Consider the following 18,074-nt stretch of genomic DNA (forward strand, 5'->3'; position numbering starts at 1 on the left):
ATACGCACAATATAGGGCTACCAACCCGATCTGTCAAGCCATATTTAGTGACTACATTATGCGCCCACAAAACCTACGGAAAGATACAGGTTTCGGCCAGAAAGTATGCAATCAGTTACTGTCGACAGCGCGGAACTTCAGGCTAGAGACCAATCCGCATGCCGAGGCGAAGGATGCGGGGATTCATGATCTCGAGGACTTGGCCGAACCCGGTGACCCCGCTCAGGCGATAGTCGTACTGGCTGCCCAGCACGGTGCCGGCATTGACCAGATTGAAAACGTCGAGGTCGATGTTGACGCTGACCTTCTGGATCTTGAACTCTTTGCCGATGCGAGCATCGATCGATGTGACGGTCGGAAGACGGTTCGCCCCGACGTCTTTCAGCAGCAGCACCGACTTGCTGCTGCTGAAGTAATCGCCCGTGGCCGTCACGCTGCTCCGGAACCAGGGCCGGCTGAAGCCCTGGCGCATCACCATATTGAATCCGGCGTGAATGCCCCATCGCGCCTGATAGAGGCCGTTGGCAACCCATTGGTACCTCGGGAGGATCTGGTAAATACCGCTCTTGCCCGAGCCAGCCGACGCGGTCACCACCAGACCGCCATTGACCAGCGGCTCGCCCGGCGATGGAGTCGGATCACCAATCGCAGTCGCCGGGTCGTCAAAGTACTCGCGATGGTCGTTGGTCGAGAACCCCACGCGCGCCATCCACCTGTTGGACAGACGCTTTGTGGCGCTTGCCTCGAAGCCCAGGTACCTCTGGTGGTACCCGTCACGGCGCGTGTATTCCACACCACCGGTCTGGGCCGACACCGGGACGTTTGCGGCCAGCACCGAGTAATAGGGCACGCTGAACCTGGAGCCGTCGGGCAGCGGCCCGCCAGTGAGCGTCCCGGCCAGAGTGTATGCCGGCGACCTGAGGCCGATGTAGGGCGTCCAGTTGAAGTTGGTGAACCGGCGATAGGTGAACGACGCGCTGATGCCGACGTTGCTGAACAGTGTGCGATCGATGCCGGCGACAAATTCGTCAATCGTCGGCACCCCATAACTCCCGAGCTGGTTGCGCGCCATCAGCGTGGCGGGATCGAAGCCGCCCCAGCCGGCCAGAGACGAGGTGTCGATTTCGCCAGGGTCGGCGACGCCGTTACGATTCAAATCGACGGCACGAAAGGCGATGTATCGATCCTGTACCGGCGAAATCACGCTCGACGTGCCGTTCCCCAGCTGCGAAGCGAACCGCGCGAAGCTGGCCCGGAGCTGCATCCTGCGCTCGTCGTCGAGCGCATAGGTGATGCCCAGGCGTGGGGAAAATGAATTCCATGTGATCGCGTCAGCAACGGCCGGCGCGGTGATCGCGGGCAGCCACCTCTCGAAGCCTGGGACTGCGGGCTCGCTCGTTTGAAGCGTGCCATCCGCCTGGTGATCGTAGCGCAGGCCCACCATGATGGTTGCCCGCCGGGACGTGACGGTGTCGCCAATCCAACCGGAGATGTACTTTGCGCGGGCGTTCGAGGCAAACGGGCTCTCAACGGTAACGAAGATGTCCGGGTAGCCGTTGTAGTACGACACGATGGACTTGCCGTTGCTGCTCGACACCTCCGACGTCGTTTCGGCCGTGGCCCGGCGCCAGGACACGCCGAACTTCAGCTCGTGGCTGCCGCGGAAATAACTGCCCTCCGCCATCATTACCTGCTGCGGCCGGTTGGTGTGGTAATCCCATGAGGAACCGTGCCAGACACCGCTGTCGTCGTAGTAGACGTCCCTGTTCATGCCGCCCTGAGGCACGAGGTCGAACCTGCTGGGCATGTGCGAGCCGCGCACAGTCAGGAACAGGTCGCTGTTCACGACGACATTCACCTCGCCCTTGTAGAAATTGCTCGGACCGGTCTGGTTGACGGTCGTCTCGGGCGGACGCGTGGCGCTCGCGTTGCGCCCGAACGCCTGCTTGTCGCCGTGGAACCACAAGAAGCTGGCGCGGACGTTCCCGGTCGCCTGTCCCGGAATCTTCGTCGCCCAGTTCGTGAGCGACGTATCGTCCGGGGTCTGCCTGATGGTCAGCGTGTCCACGTCGGTCCGGCCCATCGACCCCCACATCCACAGCCTGTCCCTGACAATCGGGAAGCCGGATTCGAAACCAGTGTCCAGGTACTTCTTGATCCGGTTGCCATTGCCGTCCGGACTTCCAAGCGCAGTGGCCAGCACGGCGGGCATGTTGTTGCCCTGCATCGACTGGCTTTCGTAGTAGATGCGGGCCGATCCACGCGGCGTATTGCTGCCGGATCTCAGAATGAAGTTCAACGCGACTCCACCCGTCGCGCTCGACATGTCGCTCCCCCCCGTCGTGACATTCATCTCCTGGAACATGTCGAAGTCGTAGTAGGTCGGCGTCGATCCGGTGGCTGCCATGTCGGTGATCGGGATGCCGTCGAGGTTCCACGTGTTGTCGCCGCTGGGTGCGCCCTTCGCCTGATACGCGGACTGCTGGCCTGATTCCGACCCCCCGACATTGACGCGATCCACGATGACCCCTGGCACGGTCTGCAGGACAATCCACGGATCACGCGCCAGCGGAATATTCTGGAGCTCATCGAGCGTCACGCTGGTCGAGGTCGCAATCTTGTTCCTGTCAATCACAAGAGTCCTAGCCGCCACCTCGACCTTCTCCCTGAGGCCGCCGATCGCGAGGGCCGCCTTGAGCTGGACGTTGCCTCCAGCTGCGACCGACACTGACGCATTGACGTAGTCGGCGAACCCGGACAGCGAGGCCGTGATCTGATACGTGCCCGGAGCGAGGCTCAGGAACCGGGCGGCGCCATCGGGGCCCGTCACCCTGGTGTCGTGCTGCGGCCCCGTCACTTCGACCAGCACACCGGACAGAACTGCTCCCGTGCCATCGACTGCCGTGATTTCGATGCGGCCGGTCGATACCTGTGCGGCGGCCGGAATCCCGACGGAGAGGGTCAGAAGCGCGATCATCGAGAGTTGGTTAAACTTCATAATGGCGTTCCCGCCCTTCCCTTCTTGGTTCGAGGGGCCGCTCCGGAAGCCGCCCTCCCGCCGGCATCAAGGCTCCCTGTCACCTATACAGTAAGTACTTCGCGCGCAGGATCCGCCACTGCGCCTCGGCCCGCGCCCAGGTGTTTGCGATATCGGCCGGGTCGTCACCCAGCCGGATGCGCTTTGCTGTGTCCGCCCCGAATAGCCGCGCCACGCCGTCCAGGTTGAACTGAGTCGGATGCAGGCGGAACAGCGCCGACGCCACTTCGACGCCCACGCGCACCGGCCGCAGCTTGCTCCGATCGGTCACGGTGATGAACACGCCCTGGCAGAGCTCGTTCGCGAACTTGCTCGAGACAGGCGTGAACGTCATCGGGTAGAACCGCACGCCCGGCAGGTTGCGCTTGTTCAGCTCCGCCGCCAGCCGCATGCCGTCAATCCACGGCGCCCCCACCCGCTCGAACGGCGTGTCGGTTCCGCGCCCGACCGACAGGTTCGATGCCTCGATCGCGCCGATGCCGGTGTAGAGGCTGGCCGCCACCATGTCGCGCATGTTGGGTGACGGGTTCACCCACATCAGGCCCGTGTCGTCAAACCAGTCGTCCCGGTTCCAGTACTTCATCTCGACGACGGTCAGCGCCGCGCCAATCTTGTTCTCAGCATTAAACAGCTTCGCCAGCTCGCCGAGTGTCATCCCATGCCGGATGGGCATCGGGAAGTAGGCAGTGAATCCCAGCTCGGCCGGATCGAGTGACGGCCCTTCTATCTGGACGCCGGTGATCGGGTTCGGCCGGTCGAGCACGACGACGGCGATCTTGCGCTTGGCCGCCTCTTCCATCACATAGGCCAGCGTGGTCGTGTAGGTATAGAAGCGTGCCCCGATGTCCTGCAGGTCGATGACGATGGTGTCGAGGCCTTTAAGCATCTCGTCGGTCGGCCTCATTGTCGAGCCGTACAGTGAGTAGATGGGCAGGCCTGTCTTCTCGTCGGTCGAGGAATCGACCTTCGCGTCGAGAATGCCTCGGATGCCATGCTCGGGGCTGAAGAGCGCAACCAGTTGCACGCCCTTCGCGGAGGCGAGGAGATCGATCGTGGCCTGGCCGTCCCGGGAGCGGCCCGTGTGGTTGGTGACCAGGCCCACGCGCTTGCCCTGCAGCAGTCTGAACGCGTCGGCGCGCAGCACGTCGAGGCCGTTCCGTGTCCGTCCCTCCGTCTCGTCGCCGCGTCGCGCAGCCGTACCCGAGGCGCCGAAGTCCGTGCCGGTCCATTGCTGCTGCCTGAGCGCGGCGGCATCCGGCACCCCACGCAAGGAGGACGCGACGATGGTCGCGACGCGTGCGCGCAGTGGCGTCACGTCACCCTTCCCGTCTGGATGCACGCGGTTCGAGAGCAGCACGACGTAGGCCCGCGTCAGCGGATCGATCCAGATCGAGGTACCCGTGAACCCGGTGTGGCCGAACGATCCGATCGGCAGCAGCTCGCCCCGATTCGACGAGTAGCTCGTGTCGATATCCCATCCGAGGCCGCGCATGCTCGGCATTCCTGCCGGTGACGCCGGTGTCGTCATCTTCGCGACGGTGAGCGGAGACAGGATGCGCGTCGTTCCCAGCGATCCTCCATCAAGCAGCATCCGGCAGAAACGCGACAGATCGTCCGCCGTGCTGAACAGTCCCGCGTGGCCTGCGACGCCGCCCATCCGCCGCGCGGTCGGGTCGTGCACGATACCGCGCAGCATCACCTGTCCAGGACCGCTGCACGGCCATCCGAACGGCACGCACATCTCGGTGGGCGCGATGCGCGGGCGAAGCGCCTCGGGGGGGTTGAACATCGTGTCGTTCATGCGCAGCGGCTTGAAGACTCGATCGCGCGAGAACTGATCGACGCGCTGGCCACTGACGCGCGCCACGACTTCGGCCAGCACGAAGAAGTTGATGTCGCTGTAGACGAACCGCTCGCCGGGCGCCGAGGTCGGCACCTCGTCGCAGGCGCGCGCGATTGCCGTCTCGTAGCTCGTCCACGAGTCGTCGCTCAGATCGAGGTCGGGGCGCAGTCCCGAGTAGTGCGTCAGAAGATGGCGGATGGTGATCTGATTCTTGCCGTGCCGGCCAAAATCGGGGATGAAGGTCGCCACACGGTCGTTCAGGCGGATGCGGCCTTCCTCGACGAGGATCATGATGCTGGTGGTGGTAGCGATCACCTTGGTCAGCGATGCCATGTCGAAGATGGTGTCGAGTGTCATCCGCTCGGGTTGCGGAACCAGGGCCCGCATCCCGTAGGCCTTCAGGTACACGACTTCCGACCCGCGGCCGACCAGCAGCACGGCTCCTGGCAGTTGCTTGTCCGCAATGGCCCGCTCGATGACCTTGTCGACCGTCGAAAGGCGCGCCATGTCGAACGCGACCGACCTCGGAGGCGTCACAGCCGGGCGGGAGGCCATGGTTGCGGGTTGGGCCTGCGGCGACTGCGCCATCGAGCCAGTGGTCATCGTCGCCAGCATCACCGCCATCACCAGCATCCGCGCGTTGCGTCTTCGCACGATAGCCTCCCTGGCGGCAGAGTCCCGCTGGTACGCCGCCACCGCCATAGCATACTCGCGGAAGCTCCGCCCTGGAGCGCCGAGGGCCGTAGGGGCACGGCATGCCGTGCCCGTTGGTTGGGTCGCGCCAGACAATCACTCCGGGAGTGATTGCTTTCCTCCAAAAAAAACGGGGGAGCCACCTGGCTCCCCCATTGAGAATCGAGGCACCGCGTGGCGCCCCGCGGACGATGAGTCTGCTAGAAGTTGAACTGCAGGCTCACGTGCCAGTAGCGGCCCAGAGAATCGTACGTGTTGTAGAAACCCGCCCCGTAGTCGTTCGGAGACATGCCAGGCGCGAGCGGGGGTTCCTTGTCGAGAATGTTGTTGACACCAACAACGATCTGGTAGTTCTTCAACAACTTGTAGTTGATCCCGAGGTCAAAGTAGTGGCGGGCCGAGATCGTGTAGATGTCGTTGGCCTTCAACAACGCGACGTTGCCGGGATCTCCGATAGCCGGATTGGGGCTGCCATCATCATTGGTAACGCCACCGATCATGCGCCAGCCGAGAGAGAACGTCGTGTGGAAATTCGTCTCCCACGACAAGCGGGCGAGATGTCTCCACTTGGGGGTCGGAATACCGCACTGGTTGCCAAAGTAACCCACGCAGTCATAGGCATAGAGCCCGGTGTCAACCTTTTGATGCATCAGGTAGGTGCCAATGAGGTTGAGGTTGACCGAGCCGGCGCTGCCAAGGCTCTTGGCGTAGGCGGCAGTTACGTCGACGCCCTGTGAGCTGAGCTTGCCGACGTTCTGATTGGTGGTGATGGTGTAGGCGTCATTTGTCATCCACAGCGTACCCAGCCTGTCACGGTGAATCAGGCCGCACAGGAACGTATTGCCCGTCGTTGCGCACTGGTTCTGGATGTCGTCGGCCCCAAGGCTGCCGATGGTGCTGTCGATCTTGACGTTGTAGTAATCGAGCGCGGCCGTGAAGCCCGGGAACGCCTTCGGGGTGATCACCAGTCCGCCGGTAAAGGTGTCGGCTTTCTCGGGAGTGAGGTTCGGGTTACCTCCACCGAGGGTGTTGTACTGGCCAGCGGGGTTCTCGGAGACCGTGCCGTACTGGGCAGCGGTCATGCCAGTCCGTTGACACTCCGCCAGAGATGCTGTCGGGTGCGTGCCCGCACAGACGTCCTGAGAGCCATTGAGACCGAGCCCCTGCGGAGTGAACAACTCCACGACGTTAGGCGAGCGAGTCGCGCGGTTGAAACCCGCGCGGAGCTTCAGGTCGACGACTGGCGCCCAGGATGCCTGCGCCTTGTAAGTGGAGTGTCTGCCTGTGCTGCTGTAGTCAGAGAGGCGGTAGCCAAGTTCCAGGCTGAGGTCCTTGAATCCGCTGGCGTTCTGAACGATGGGAACGAGCGCCTCGGTGAAGAACTCCTTCACGTCGTACTTACCTTCGACAGGTAGCGTAGGACCGCCCGAACCGGCACCGAGGGCATTCCTGAAGGCCAGGTCGGGATTGACAAACAGATATTCCTGCCGATACTCGCCGGCAAGAGCGAGCTTGATGCCCTCAGAGGCGGTTGGGAAAACCATGCCGTAAGGCTTGAGATCCGCCGTGAGCTTCCCGCTCACAACCCGTGTCCTCGTGCCGGAATTCAACAACTCGGGCAGCGAGAGGTAATCCAGCGCCGCCTGAGTCACGCCACCCACCTTGAAGATATTCCACGGAGCACAACCGGTATTGCCAGAACGGCAAACCCAGCTGCTCGGGACGCCCGGCGTGCCGTCGACGATCAACGCATCCTGGATGTTCTGGTAGTTGAGGTCGTTGGCGTACCCTTGCGGGGAGTGCACCTCAGCCTGCAGGGCGTAGGCGTTGTAACTCCACACGTTGTTGAGATCGCCCTTAAGACCGAAGGAGTACCGGAGAGAGGTGTGACTCAACTGACTGACCCGGCCGCCACCCTCGACGTTGCGCCTGTAGATGTAGACGTTCGCCATGTCGGTCGGCCCATAACCCATATCCGTGCACAGGGTCTTCCGCTGCTGGGCGCTCAGCATCGGGTTGTCGCAGTTGAGCAGTCCCGTGTTGCCGAAGTCTCCTGAGGGCGCGATCTGCGCGTCCGTGTAGTCGTCCATGAACATGACGTCAAGATAGGCTTGAATCTTCTTGTTCCACTCGTAGTTCAGGAAACCACCACCGGCCCACCTCTTGTCTGGACGCTGCATGAAGTTGGCGGGCGCGTAGTTGTACACGTCCGCTCCCGTGCGGAGCCTGAGCTGATCGCCGCCAGGGGAATTCACATCCAGCACGTAGTTCTTGCCGACACTGAAGTCCGCGTTATACACGGAGAAACGGCCTGCTGGCCACGTGGCTGAACCGCCACAGGTCGGGCCAGTCATGGTCATGCCCCCGAGGACGGAACAGTTGGTGTAGTCGCGCCGGTCCTTCGTGATGGCGTCGTTGGTGCGGTAGTCGAGGTAGATCGACGCATGCCCCTTACGATCGGCGAACTTGCCGCCGAGCGCCACGTTGAAGTCGGACGGCGCGTTGTCCCAGACATTCCCCTTCAGGATGGGGAACCCCTTGGCCGCGTTGATCTTCTCGGCAAGTGCGTTGCGGTTGTTGTGCTGATAGCCGCTGAACTGAACACCGCCCCTGACGCCTTCGAAGTCCGTGTCCAGGACGAAGTTGACAACGCCAGCGACGGCGTCGGCTCCGTAGACTGAAGATGCCCCACCTGTGAGGACGTCGACCCGCTTCACGAGCGCGGACGGAATGAAGTTCAGGTCGGGAGCGGTCGCGAACGCGTCACCACTGGCCATCCGGCGACCGTCGATCAGAACCAGCGTGCGCTGTGTGCCGAGGTAGCGCAAGTCCACGGTCGCTGTGCCGGACGCGCCGTTCGAGACCGAGGAGTTCTGCGCGGCGAACACCTGTGGCAAGCTGGCGAGGAGGTCTTCGACTCGCGCCATCCCCCGATACGTGAGCTCTTCGATGTCCAACGTGGTTACCGGGCTCATCGCTTCCAGCGACGGACGCGGAATCAGCGAACCGGTCACCTGGATCTGCTCGGTCTGGCCGCCGATCTGGAGCTTCGTTTCCTGTGTGAGAGCCTGGCCGGCCGCGACGGCCACTTTGCTCGCCTGCTTGCTGAATCCCGCCAAATCGAAGCTCAGTTCATACGAACCTGCCGTCACGTCGGTGAACGTGTAGCGGCCTGCTGAGTCGGTCACGGTCGAGCGGACCGCGCCCGCCAGGCCCTCAGCCTTGAGCGTAACCGTCACGCCGGGCAACACCGCACCAGTCGCGTCGCTGACTGTCCCGGTGACGCGGCCGGTCCCGGTCTGGGCTGCGCCTGCCAGCGGCAGCGCCAGAACCATAAGAGCAACCATCACCCATGCCAATCTCTTCATCGTATCCTCCCTGGTGACGCCCCTCGGCGGCGCCCCGAAAAAACGCAAGACCCGAATGGAAGTCTGGTTTGCACACGCCATGCCAGAATCAGGCGGTCGCCGAGCATTGACAATTTCTGACAAGTCTATACTTATAAATCATTTACAGGCTAGCAGATCAACGTTGACGTGTCTGCCAAGATCCGAAATCTAGATCATTGGATCCCCGACGTCCATCAGATCCAAAGAATTAGATTTACAGCCAGATCTCCTCGTTTATCACTTGATCAGTTGCTTCAGCATCTCCCTCGCGGTCTTGGCCTCCGCGCTGTTGGGTGCGAGAGCCACGACGCGTTCAAGGTGGCTCCGCGCCTCGGCGGTGTCGCCCTCGTTCACGTACGCCATCGCCAGATAGTAGTGAGCCAGCGGTTGGCTCGGATCGACCTGGAGAACCTTGAGGAACCGCTCCTTGGTTTTGACCTTGTCATTGGCATCATAGGCTTCAAACGCCAGCTTCAGGAGCCCGTTGGTGGCGACCGCGGGCTCCACCGCAGACAGACCCACGAGCGCCTCGACGAGCCTGTCATTGTCCCCCAGCGCCAAACATGCGTTGTACCGAAGTCGTATTGCGTTCTGGTTCTTCGGATCCACCTTCAGGACGGCCTCCGCAGCGGTCGCCGCCTCTGCATTGCGGCCGATCTTGAAACCCGCCGTGGCGAGTCCGAGCTGTGAGGCCTGGAGGTTCGGGTCGACGTTGAGGGCTTCCTGAAATTTCGCGAACGCGCCCGCGTTGTCGCCAGCCTTTACCAGGGCCACGGCCTCGTTGTGGATCTTTTTCGCTTCTTCGGCCCGGCGACCAACCTTCTCCAGATCTTTCAGTGCCGCTGCCGCCTTGGTGTCATCTTTGAGGTTGCGGTAGGCTTGCCACCGCGACGTCAGGACCGCCTCGTCCACAGAGCCGAGGGCCATCGCCTTCTCGGCTGCAGCCGCCGCCTCCTGGTTATGCCCCGTCTGCACTTGGATCGCGCTCAGCGCCACCCATCCTCGGAGCAGACTGGGGTCGTGCCCGACAGCCTCCGTGAATTTCGCCTCAGCCGTCGGATAATCCTTGGCTTTGAGCGCTGTGACGCCGGCGTTGAACGCCAGGATCGCGGGCTCCGAAGTCGAAACAGGGGGCAGGTCGCCCGTTGACGGCGCGCTTCCCGGGCTCATCGTCCATTCATGATTCTCGGTGCCATCCAGATGCCACTCCTGTTGCGCATCAAGGGACTGGTAGCCGACCTTGTCGAATCGATACCGGTAGGTCACGTCGATGTCATGGAAGTCCAGGATGAAGATGCCCTTCTTATCAGTTGTCCGGACTTCCCTGAAGCTCGGAACCTGTGGTGAGGTGGCTGTCACGGTGACCCCAGGAATGGGCTTGCCCTCAGGGTCGATGACCTTGCCGATGAGCCTCCCCTTCTGTCCGGCGAAGGCGAGCCCAGGGATTGCAAAGACCAGAATGAGCAGCCACGCGAGTGTGCGTTGGTTCGTAGGCATAGTCGTTATCTCTTCTCCAACCCGATGACGGATGTATGAATCATCAGAACATTCCCCGCCACTGGAAATGATCGTACCCAAGGCGGGGCACTGTCAAGGCCATGCGGCACCGGCAACCGACTTCGCCGTGTGGTACCATTTGGACGGAATCATCCATGAAGACACTTGGCTCCTTCCGGCTGTGGACATGCGCCGCGCTGCTGTGCGTTTTTCTCCCGTCCGGAACCGAGGCACAGATGCAGAACCGATTCGACGATCGCGGCCTCACGGCTGTCCCGGGAATCACGGTCGGCCATCACACCCTCGCGGAACGTCCGACCGGGTGCACGGTGGTGCTGACGGGCGCGGGCGCGGTGGCTGGGGTCGACGTCCGTGGAGCGGCGCCTGGCACGCGCGAAACCGATCTGCTCAATCCACTGAATCTGGTCGACCAGGTGCATGCCATTGTGCTGGCCGGCGGGAGCGCCTTCGGCCTCGATGCCGCGTCGGGCGTGATGCGGTACCTCGACGAGCGCAAAATCGGGTATCCGACGCACTACGGCGTGGTGCCGATTGTGCCGGCCGCCATCCTGTTCGATCTCGGGGTGGGTGATCCGCGCGTGCGTCCGGGAGCCGACTGCGGCTACGCGGCGGCCAAGGCTGCGACTGACGGCCCCGTTCCGCAAGGCAACGTCGGCGCGGGCGCGGGCGCGACGGTGGGCAAACTGCTCGGCATGGATCGTGCGATGAAGGGCGGGATCGGAAGCGCGGCGATTACGCTTCCGGGGGGCCTCACGGTCGCGGCGCTTGTCGCCGTCAATGCCTTGGGCGACATCATCGATCCGTCGACGGGCCGCGTGGTGGCTGGCGTGCGAACGCCCGATGGGCGCGGACTGGCCGACGCGCGCGTCCTGATTCGCTCCGGTGCTACCCAGACGAATCCGGTCGGGGAGAACTCTTCGATCGGCGTCGTCGCGACCAACGCACGGCTGACCAAGGTGCAGGCAACGAAGGTGGCGCAGATGGCGCACGACGGGCTCGCCCGGGCCATTGCGCCGGTGCACTCGATGAACGACGGAGATACGCTGTTCGCGCTGGCGACCGGCCGATGGATCGGGACAGCCGACGTGAACATCATCGGGGCGCTGGCTGCCGACGTCGTGGCCGAAGCCGTGCTGAACGCCGTGCGACAGGCGAGCGGCCTTCCTGGCCTTCCCGCGGTCCGCGATCTCGCCGCCGTCACCGGGCGGTAGCGTTGAACCTCCATCTGGTCCTGCTCATCTGTTACTCGGCCGCTCTGCTTAGCGTCGGCCTGGCCGTCAGCCGGCGCGTCCGCAGCGCCAGCAGTTTCTTTGTCGCCAATAGATCGCTCGGCGCAGGGCTGCTGTTCGCGACGGTCCTTGCCGCCAACATCGGAGCCGGTTCGACGGTGGGCGCCACGGGGCTCGCGTACCGCGACGGGTTGAGCGCGTGGTGGTGGAACGGGTCGGCGGGCATCGGATCGCTGGTGCTGGCGTTCTGGATCGGTCCGCGCGTGTGGCGCCAGGCCACACAAAACGGATTTCTCACGACGGGCGATCTGATCGAACACCACTTCGGCAGGTCGGTGCGTGGCCTGGTATCGGGCATGCTCTGGTTCGCCACGCTGTCAATTCTCGCCGGGCAGTTGATTGGCATCGCCTGGATCCTCAATGTCGTGGCCGGCACACCCAAGTGGGTCGGCTGCCTGATCGGCGGCGGGTTGCTGACGACGTATTTCGCCGCAGGCGGATTGCTGGGTGCGGTGTGGGTGAATGTCGTGCAGTTGACGGTCAAACTGGCTGGCTTTGCACTCGCGCTGCCGTTCGTGATCTCGAATGCCGGCGGTCTCGACCGGCTTCTGCACGCAGTGCCCGCTGCGACGCCGGATGCCGCGAGTTATGGGATGTTCTGGCACGGCACCACGTCGATTGGGTTTGTCGTGTTGATGGTCCCGGCGTTTATCAGCTCTCCGGGGCTGCTGCAGAAGATCTACGGCGCGAGATCCGGCCGGGCCGTCCGCATAGGAATCGGCCTGAACGCGATCATGTTGATGCTGTTCGGGTTCGTGCCGGCGCTGCTGGGCATGGCGGCCCGGCTCCACCATCCCGGGATTGCGCAGGAACTCGCGCTGCCGACGCTGCTCGTCAGTAACCTGCCCGTCGGCGTCGGCGGCCTGCTGCTGGCCGCGATCTTTTCTGCCGAAGTGAGCGCGGCCGACGCGGTACTGTTCATGCTGTCGACCTCACTGTCGCAGGATCTCTACCGCCGCTTCATCAATCCATCAGCCCGCGACAGCCAGGTGCTCGGCGTGGCGCGCCTGGCGGCGGTCGCCGGCGGCGGGCTCGGCATCATCGTCGCCATCGCGACGCCGACCATTGTGGGCGCGCTCAGCTTCTTCTACGCCATGCTCGGCGCGACCGTGCTCGTACCGGTGCTGGTCGCGACCCACGCGCATGTCGATCGCCGGCGCGAAGTGCTCGCGTCGATTCTCGCGGGGGCCGCGGCGGTCGTCGCCGTCCAGGTGTCGGGGATCAGCGGCGCGGGCTCTCTCTGGACGCCGGCGACGCTGGGTGTGCTGTCGGCCGGAGTCACCTACCTGCTGGGCGTGGCCATCACGAAGATCGCGCATAGGTGACGCGGCGACTCGTTCCGCGTCCCCACAAGCTAGACCTGCGGTCAACTGGGGAACAGGTGCCGTGGCGCTTTGCGAAGCGGCCCCTCGAACCAAGCCGATCAGCGTCAGTTCGCAAAACGGACCGTGAGGGCCAAGACGGGCTGCGCGAAGAGCGCAAACGTAAGACCGGCGACGAGTCCCGGCAAGGTTCGTTTTGCCGGCTTGTGTGAGCGGGGACGCGGAGCGAAGCGCCACGGCACCGTAGCCCCGGTAAAGCATGTTTTGCCGGTTTGTGTGAGCGGGGACGCGGAGGAAATCGCCCTCCCGCGCGCTGCCAGTTCGACCCGCTTGACAAGATCGGCGGGAGGGATCCAGACTGAATGAACAGTCATTCATTGTCTCGGGTCCCTGATGTCCACTGCCCTTTCTGCCCTTGCCGTCCGCACCGGCGACACGTCGAGGCCCGCGGCCCGGCCGTCTGCCGCAAAGACAGACAAGCACGACGCCATCCTCCGCGCCGCCACCCGCGTGTTTGCACGCCACGGGTTCTTCAACGCCCAGGTCGCCGACGTCGCCCGCGAGGCGGGCGTGGCCGCCGGCACGGTGTACCTCTACTTCCGGAGCAAGGACGACCTGCTCGCGTCGATCTTCGAGCGCACCATGCGCACCGCCATCGACGAGGGCCGGGCAGCGCTCTCCGGCGTCACCGATCCGCTCGCGCGGCTGACCGCCATCGCCCGGCTCCACCTCGACCGGCTGGGCCGCGACCGCGACCTGGCCATCGTCTTCCAGGTGGAACTGCGCCAGTCCATCAAGCACATGGAGCGCTTCTCGTCGACGCTGCTGCGCGAGTACCTCGGCATCATCCGCGGCGTCATCGCCGACGGACAGTCGGCCGGCGTCTTCCGGCAGGATGTCAAAGCGACCACCGTCGCTAAGATTCTCTTCGGCGCCCTCGACGAAATGGCGACCAACTGGATCTTGAGCCGGCGCCGCTATGCGCTCACGGCCGATGCCAACGAGGTCGTTGATCTGCTGGTCGGCGGGCTTCGCCGGCCAGCGCCAGACCAATCGGCCGCGGCGATCCCGCTTTCGGCCGCCGACAGCCGGACGGCCAGACACGAGCGCCGACGGTCGAAACCGGAACGGAGTCGGGGCTCCGGCTCCACGAAGCGAAGGAGTCCTTCATCATGATCCGAACGGTTGGCATCGTCGGCGCGGGCACGATGGGCGCGCAGATCGGGGCGCTGTTCGCCAGCATCGGCGTGGATGTCTGGTTGCTCGACCTCACGCCTCAGCTGTCCAAAGAGAGCGTTGAGCGGGTGCGAAAGATGAAACCGGATCCGTTCTACACGGCGGATGCCGCATCACGCATCCGGACGGGCGGCTTCGAGCAGCAGTTCGATGTGCTCGCTGATTGCGACTGGATCATCGAGGCTGTCGTCGAACGCGCGGAGATCAAGCGGCCGCTGCTTGAACGCATCGACAAGATCCGGCGCCCCGGCACGATCGTATCCACCAACACGTCCGGCCTGTCGGTGGCGGCGTTGGCCGAAGGCCGGTCGGAGGATTTCCGACGGCACTGGCTTGGCACACACTTCTTCAATCCGCCACGCTATCTGCGCCTGCTCGAGATCATCCCGACGCCGGCGACCGATCCCGACGTGCTGGCGCGCGTGCGGGCGTACGCCGACCTCCGGCTCGGCAAGGGCGTGGTGGTGGCGAAGGACACCCCCAACTTCATAGCGAACCACATTGGCATCCACGGCGTGTTCCGCGTGCTCGACGTGCTGGCAACGGGCCGCTACACGATTGAAGAGATCGACGCGATGTCGGGCCCGGCGATCGGCCGGCCGAAGAGCGCGACGTTCCGCACGCTCGACATCGCTGGCATCGACGTGTTCGCCCACGTCGCCCGAACGCTGGCCGACACAGTGACCGACCCCGATGCGCGGCGCGCGTTCGAGCCGCCGGCGCTCGTCCAGGAACTCCTCAAGCGGGGATGGATTGGCGAGAAGGCCGGGCAGGGCTTCTACAAGCGCGTCAAGGGGCCCGGTGGCCAGTCCCAGATCCTCGTGCTCGATCCGTCGACGCTGGATTATCGGCCGTCGCAGCATGTGTCGCTGCCCGCGCTCGAGGCGGCGCGCGCTATCGAGGATCCGGGAGAGCGGCTGCGAACACTGTTCCTGGGCAAGGACCGCGTGGGCGAGTTCATGCGGTCGACGCTTGGCCCTTCCCTCTTGTATGCGGCGCAGGTTGCTCCGGATATTGCCCATGGCATCGACGATGTGGATCGGGCAATGCGATGGGGATTCGGGTGGGACACCGGGCCGTTTGAGATCTTCGACCAGATTGGCGTTCGAGTTGTGCTCGATGCCGTTCCTCACGGCGATGTTGTACCCGACCTGGTGAAGCAGGTTCTTGACACCGGCCGCGACAGGTTCCGCGACGGCGCGCTCCCGCCTGCCGGTGCAGGCCTCGAGATCATGAGGTCCGCCAGGGAGCAGTCGCGGATCGTCAAGCAGAACGCGGGCGCCAGCCTGATCGATCTTGGCGACGGGGTGCTGGCCGTTGAGTTCCACTCAAAGATGAACGCGATCGGCGGAGACGCCATTGAAATGCTCCACGCGGGCACCCAGGAAGCGGCGAATAACTTCCGCGCGCTGGTGGTGGGCAACGAGTCGGTCAACTTCTCTGCCGGCGCAAATCTGATGTTGGTGCTGCTGGAGGCGCAGGAGGGCAACTGGGACGAGATCGACATGATGGTACGTGCGTTCCAGGGCGCAACGCAGGCGCTCAAGTACGCGGACGTGCCGGTCATCGTCGCGCCCGTCGGACTCGCCATTGGCGGGGGATGCGAACTCGTGCTGCACGGAGATCGGGTACAAGCCGCGGCCGAGACGTATCTGGGACTGGTCGAAGTGGGCGTGGGCCTGATCCCGGCTGGCGGGGGCACCAAGGAGATGCTCATCCGTTGCCTCGAGTCGCGACCTCCAGGTGCGCAGGTGGACCTGCTGCCGTACGTGCAGCGCGCATTCGAGACGATCGCGTTCGGCAAGGTCGCCACCAGCGGCCCCGATGCGAAGCGGTTGGGCTACCTGCGTCCGACCGACGCCATCACGATGAATCGCGACCGGCTGATTGCCGATGCGAAAGCGCGGGCGCTCGCCCGCGTCGCCGAAGGCTATCAGCCGCCGGCAAGACCAACGGCCATCCCGGTGGGTGGCGAGAACATGCTGGCCACGTTGTCGCTTGGCGTCCACCTGGCTCGTCGGGGCGACCGCATCAGCGATCACGATGCGCTGATCGGAAGGAAGCTCGCATGGATTCTGTCGGGCGGTTCGCTGCCGCACGCCACGACTGTGTCTGAGCAGTACGTGCTGGAGCTCGAACGTGAAGCGTTTATCAGCCTGTGCGGCGAGCCGAAGACGCTGGAGCGGATCGGCTACACGTTGAAGACAGGGAAGACGCTACGGAATTAGGCGTCAGGCGATGGGCGCGAGGAACGTGAAGAACATGCTCGATATCGGTACCGGTCCGCCGCTCGTGCTCCTTCCTGGCATCCAGGGACGCTGGGAGTGGATTGCGCCGACCGCGCATGCGTTGGCCCGGACATTTCGCGTGCTGACCTTCTCTCTGCCAGGCGAACACGGCAGCGGCTGTCCGCACGACCCGAGCCTGGGATTCGAGCTGTTCCTGCGGCAGGTGGACGACGTGCTCGACCGCGCAGGGGCGGACTCCGCGGTGATCTGCGGCGTATCGTTCGGCGGCCTGGTGGCCACGGCGTACGCGGCCAGCCGGCCGGGCCGCGTCCGCGCGCTGGTGCTCGCTTCGGTTCCTGGTCCCCGGTGGAAGCCTGACCTGAGAACGCAGCGTTACGTGAATGCGCCTCGGGCATCGGTTCCCGCTTTTGTCGCGCGTGCGGCAGGCCGCCTCTATCCAGAGGTTGCGGCGGCGCAGCCGGCATGGGGTCCGCGGTTCTCGTTTCTCGCCGGCCATCTCGGCCGAATCCTCGCTGCCCCGATGTCTCCGCGAAGGATGGCGGACCGGATCGTCCTCGCGAGCGAAGTAGATTTTGTTGGCGTGTGCCGGCGCATCACGGCACCGACGCTGGTGGTGTCGGGCGAACCCGAACTGGATCGCGTGGTGCCGGTCGACGGCATGAAGGAGTACCTCGAGCTGATCGCCGGCGCGCGGATGACGACGTTGGCGCGCACGGGCCACATCGGGATGGTGACGCAGGCGGGTGCGTTCGCGGACGTGGTCAATGCGTTCTGTGCGCATCAGGAGCAGGAGGTTGTCGCGTGAGCGCCGAGTTCAATGGCCCGGCGGGCCGCCTCGAGGCGCTGCTCGACGAGCCGGCGTGGGGTTGCCATATCGGACCCGTGCGGTTGGCGGACGGCAGCGGACCGGCGGCCGACACCGGCGTGGATAGTCCGCCCCGCGTCGCGGTCGTGCTGGCGCATCCGCTCCCCACTGGCGGCGGCACGATGCACAACAAGGTGGTGTACCAGGTCGCCAAGTCGTTGTGCCGCACGCGGGCGGCCGTGCTGCGCTTCAACTTCCGGGGTGTCGGCACCAGCGAGGGGATGTTCACCGACGGCCCGGGCGAGATGGCCGACTTTCGCGCCGCTCTCGACATGGTTGCCGCGCGGTATCCCGGAGTCGAGATCTGGGCGGCCGGCTTCTCGTTCGGCGCGTGGATCGCGATGACGGTCGGCGCCACCGACGATCGTGTTTCCACCGTGATCGGCATCGCTCCGCCAATAGGCCGCTATGACTTCTCGGCCGTGACCAACAGTCTGAAGCCGAAGTTTCTCATCCAGGGAAACCGCGATGAACTGTGCCCGTACAGGGAGACGACGAAGTTCTACGCACAGCTGCCGGATCCCAAGGAGCTGGTGGTAGTTGACGGTGCTGATCATCTGTTTGACGGCAAGACGTTTGAACTCGGAGAAGCCGTCGAGGACCTGCTTGGTGACTATGGGGTCAGGTGACTTT

General features: G+C 64.2%; 10 protein-coding genes. 6 read left to right on the plus strand and 4 right to left on the minus strand.

The window, feature by feature from the left end; all coding sequences use genetic code 11:
• Positions 1-142: 142 nt before the first annotated feature.
• From NTV05_10570 to NTV05_10585, 4 genes are all read right to left on the minus strand, one after another.
• The gene (locus tag NTV05_10570; GenBank protein ID MCX6544835.1) at positions 143-2,998 is read right to left on the minus strand and encodes a carboxypeptidase regulatory-like domain-containing protein; all 2,856 of its coding nucleotides are present in this window, start codon (positions 2,996-2,998) and stop codon (positions 143-145) included.
• A 79-nt stretch (positions 2,999-3,077) separates the two neighbouring features.
• Positions 3,078-5,534, minus strand: coding sequence for a DUF1343 domain-containing protein (locus tag NTV05_10575; GenBank protein MCX6544836.1), 2,457 nt, complete (start codon positions 5,532-5,534; stop codon positions 3,078-3,080).
• Positions 5,535-5,773: 239 nt separating this feature from the next.
• Positions 5,774-8,941 (minus strand): TonB-dependent receptor, encoded by a 3,168-nt coding sequence (locus NTV05_10580; protein MCX6544837.1) that lies wholly within the window; start codon positions 8,939-8,941, stop codon positions 5,774-5,776.
• A gap of 258 nt (positions 8,942-9,199) precedes the next feature.
• A complete protein-coding gene (locus tag NTV05_10585) occupies positions 9,200-10,459 on the minus strand; it encodes a tetratricopeptide repeat protein (protein MCX6544838.1) in 1,260 nt (419 codons plus the stop codon).
• Between the two features lie 236 nt (positions 10,460-10,695).
• Here NTV05_10585 and NTV05_10590 point away from each other — a divergent pair, with 236 nt between their 5' ends.
• From NTV05_10590 to NTV05_10615, 6 genes are all read left to right on the plus strand, one after another.
• Positions 10,696-11,691: a P1 family peptidase gene (locus NTV05_10590; protein ID MCX6544839.1), complete on the plus strand. Its 996-nt coding sequence runs from the start codon at positions 10,696-10,698 to the stop codon at positions 11,689-11,691.
• A 2-nt stretch (positions 11,692-11,693) separates the two neighbouring features.
• Complete coding sequence (locus tag NTV05_10595) at positions 11,694-13,094, plus strand: sodium:solute symporter family protein (protein MCX6544840.1); 1,401 nt, start codon at positions 11,694-11,696, stop codon at positions 13,092-13,094.
• 390 nt (positions 13,095-13,484) lie between these two features.
• Entirely contained in the window at positions 13,485-14,267 is a 783-nt protein-coding gene (locus tag NTV05_10600; GenBank protein ID MCX6544841.1) for a TetR/AcrR family transcriptional regulator, read from the plus strand.
• Positions 14,264-16,555 (plus strand): 3-hydroxyacyl-CoA dehydrogenase NAD-binding domain-containing protein, encoded by a 2,292-nt coding sequence (locus tag NTV05_10605; GenBank protein MCX6544842.1) that lies wholly within the window; start codon positions 14,264-14,266, stop codon positions 16,553-16,555. The genes NTV05_10600 and NTV05_10605 overlap by 4 nt, the downstream gene beginning before the upstream one ends.
• 10 nt (positions 16,556-16,565) lie before the next feature.
• Positions 16,566-17,381 (plus strand): alpha/beta hydrolase, encoded by an 816-nt coding sequence (locus tag NTV05_10610; GenBank protein ID MCX6544843.1) that lies wholly within the window; start codon positions 16,566-16,568, stop codon positions 17,379-17,381.
• Positions 17,378-18,070, plus strand: coding sequence for an alpha/beta fold hydrolase (locus NTV05_10615; protein MCX6544844.1), 693 nt, complete (start codon positions 17,378-17,380; stop codon positions 18,068-18,070). The genes NTV05_10610 and NTV05_10615 overlap by 4 nt, the downstream gene beginning before the upstream one ends.
• Positions 18,071-18,074: the final 4 nt, after the last annotated feature.

This window comes from Acidobacteriota bacterium, assembly GCA_026393755.1.
GTDB lineage: Bacteria > Acidobacteriota > Vicinamibacteria > Vicinamibacterales > JAKQTR01 > JBAXOX01.

Bases quoted from the DNA above. Each gene is read 5' to 3' on its own strand.
- NTV05_10570 (MCX6544835.1), bottom strand. From the start codon at position 2,998: ATGAAGTTTAACCAACTCTCGATGATCGCGCTTCTGACCCTCTCCGTC.
- NTV05_10580 (MCX6544837.1), bottom strand. From the start codon at position 8,941: ATGAAGAGATTGGCATGGGTGATGGTTGCTCTTATGGTTCTGGCGCTG.
- NTV05_10585 (MCX6544838.1), bottom strand. From the start codon at position 10,459: ATGCCTACGAACCAACGCACACTCGCGTGGCTGCTCATTCTGGTCTTT.
- NTV05_10590 (MCX6544839.1), top strand. From the start codon at position 10,696: ATGCAGAACCGATTCGACGATCGCGGCCTCACGGCTGTCCCGGGAATC.
- NTV05_10600 (MCX6544841.1), top strand. From the start codon at position 13,485: ATGTCCACTGCCCTTTCTGCCCTTGCCGTCCGCACCGGCGACACGTCG.
- NTV05_10605 (MCX6544842.1), top strand. From the start codon at position 14,264: ATGATCCGAACGGTTGGCATCGTCGGCGCGGGCACGATGGGCGCGCAG.
- NTV05_10610 (MCX6544843.1), top strand. From the start codon at position 16,566: ATGGGCGCGAGGAACGTGAAGAACATGCTCGATATCGGTACCGGTCCG.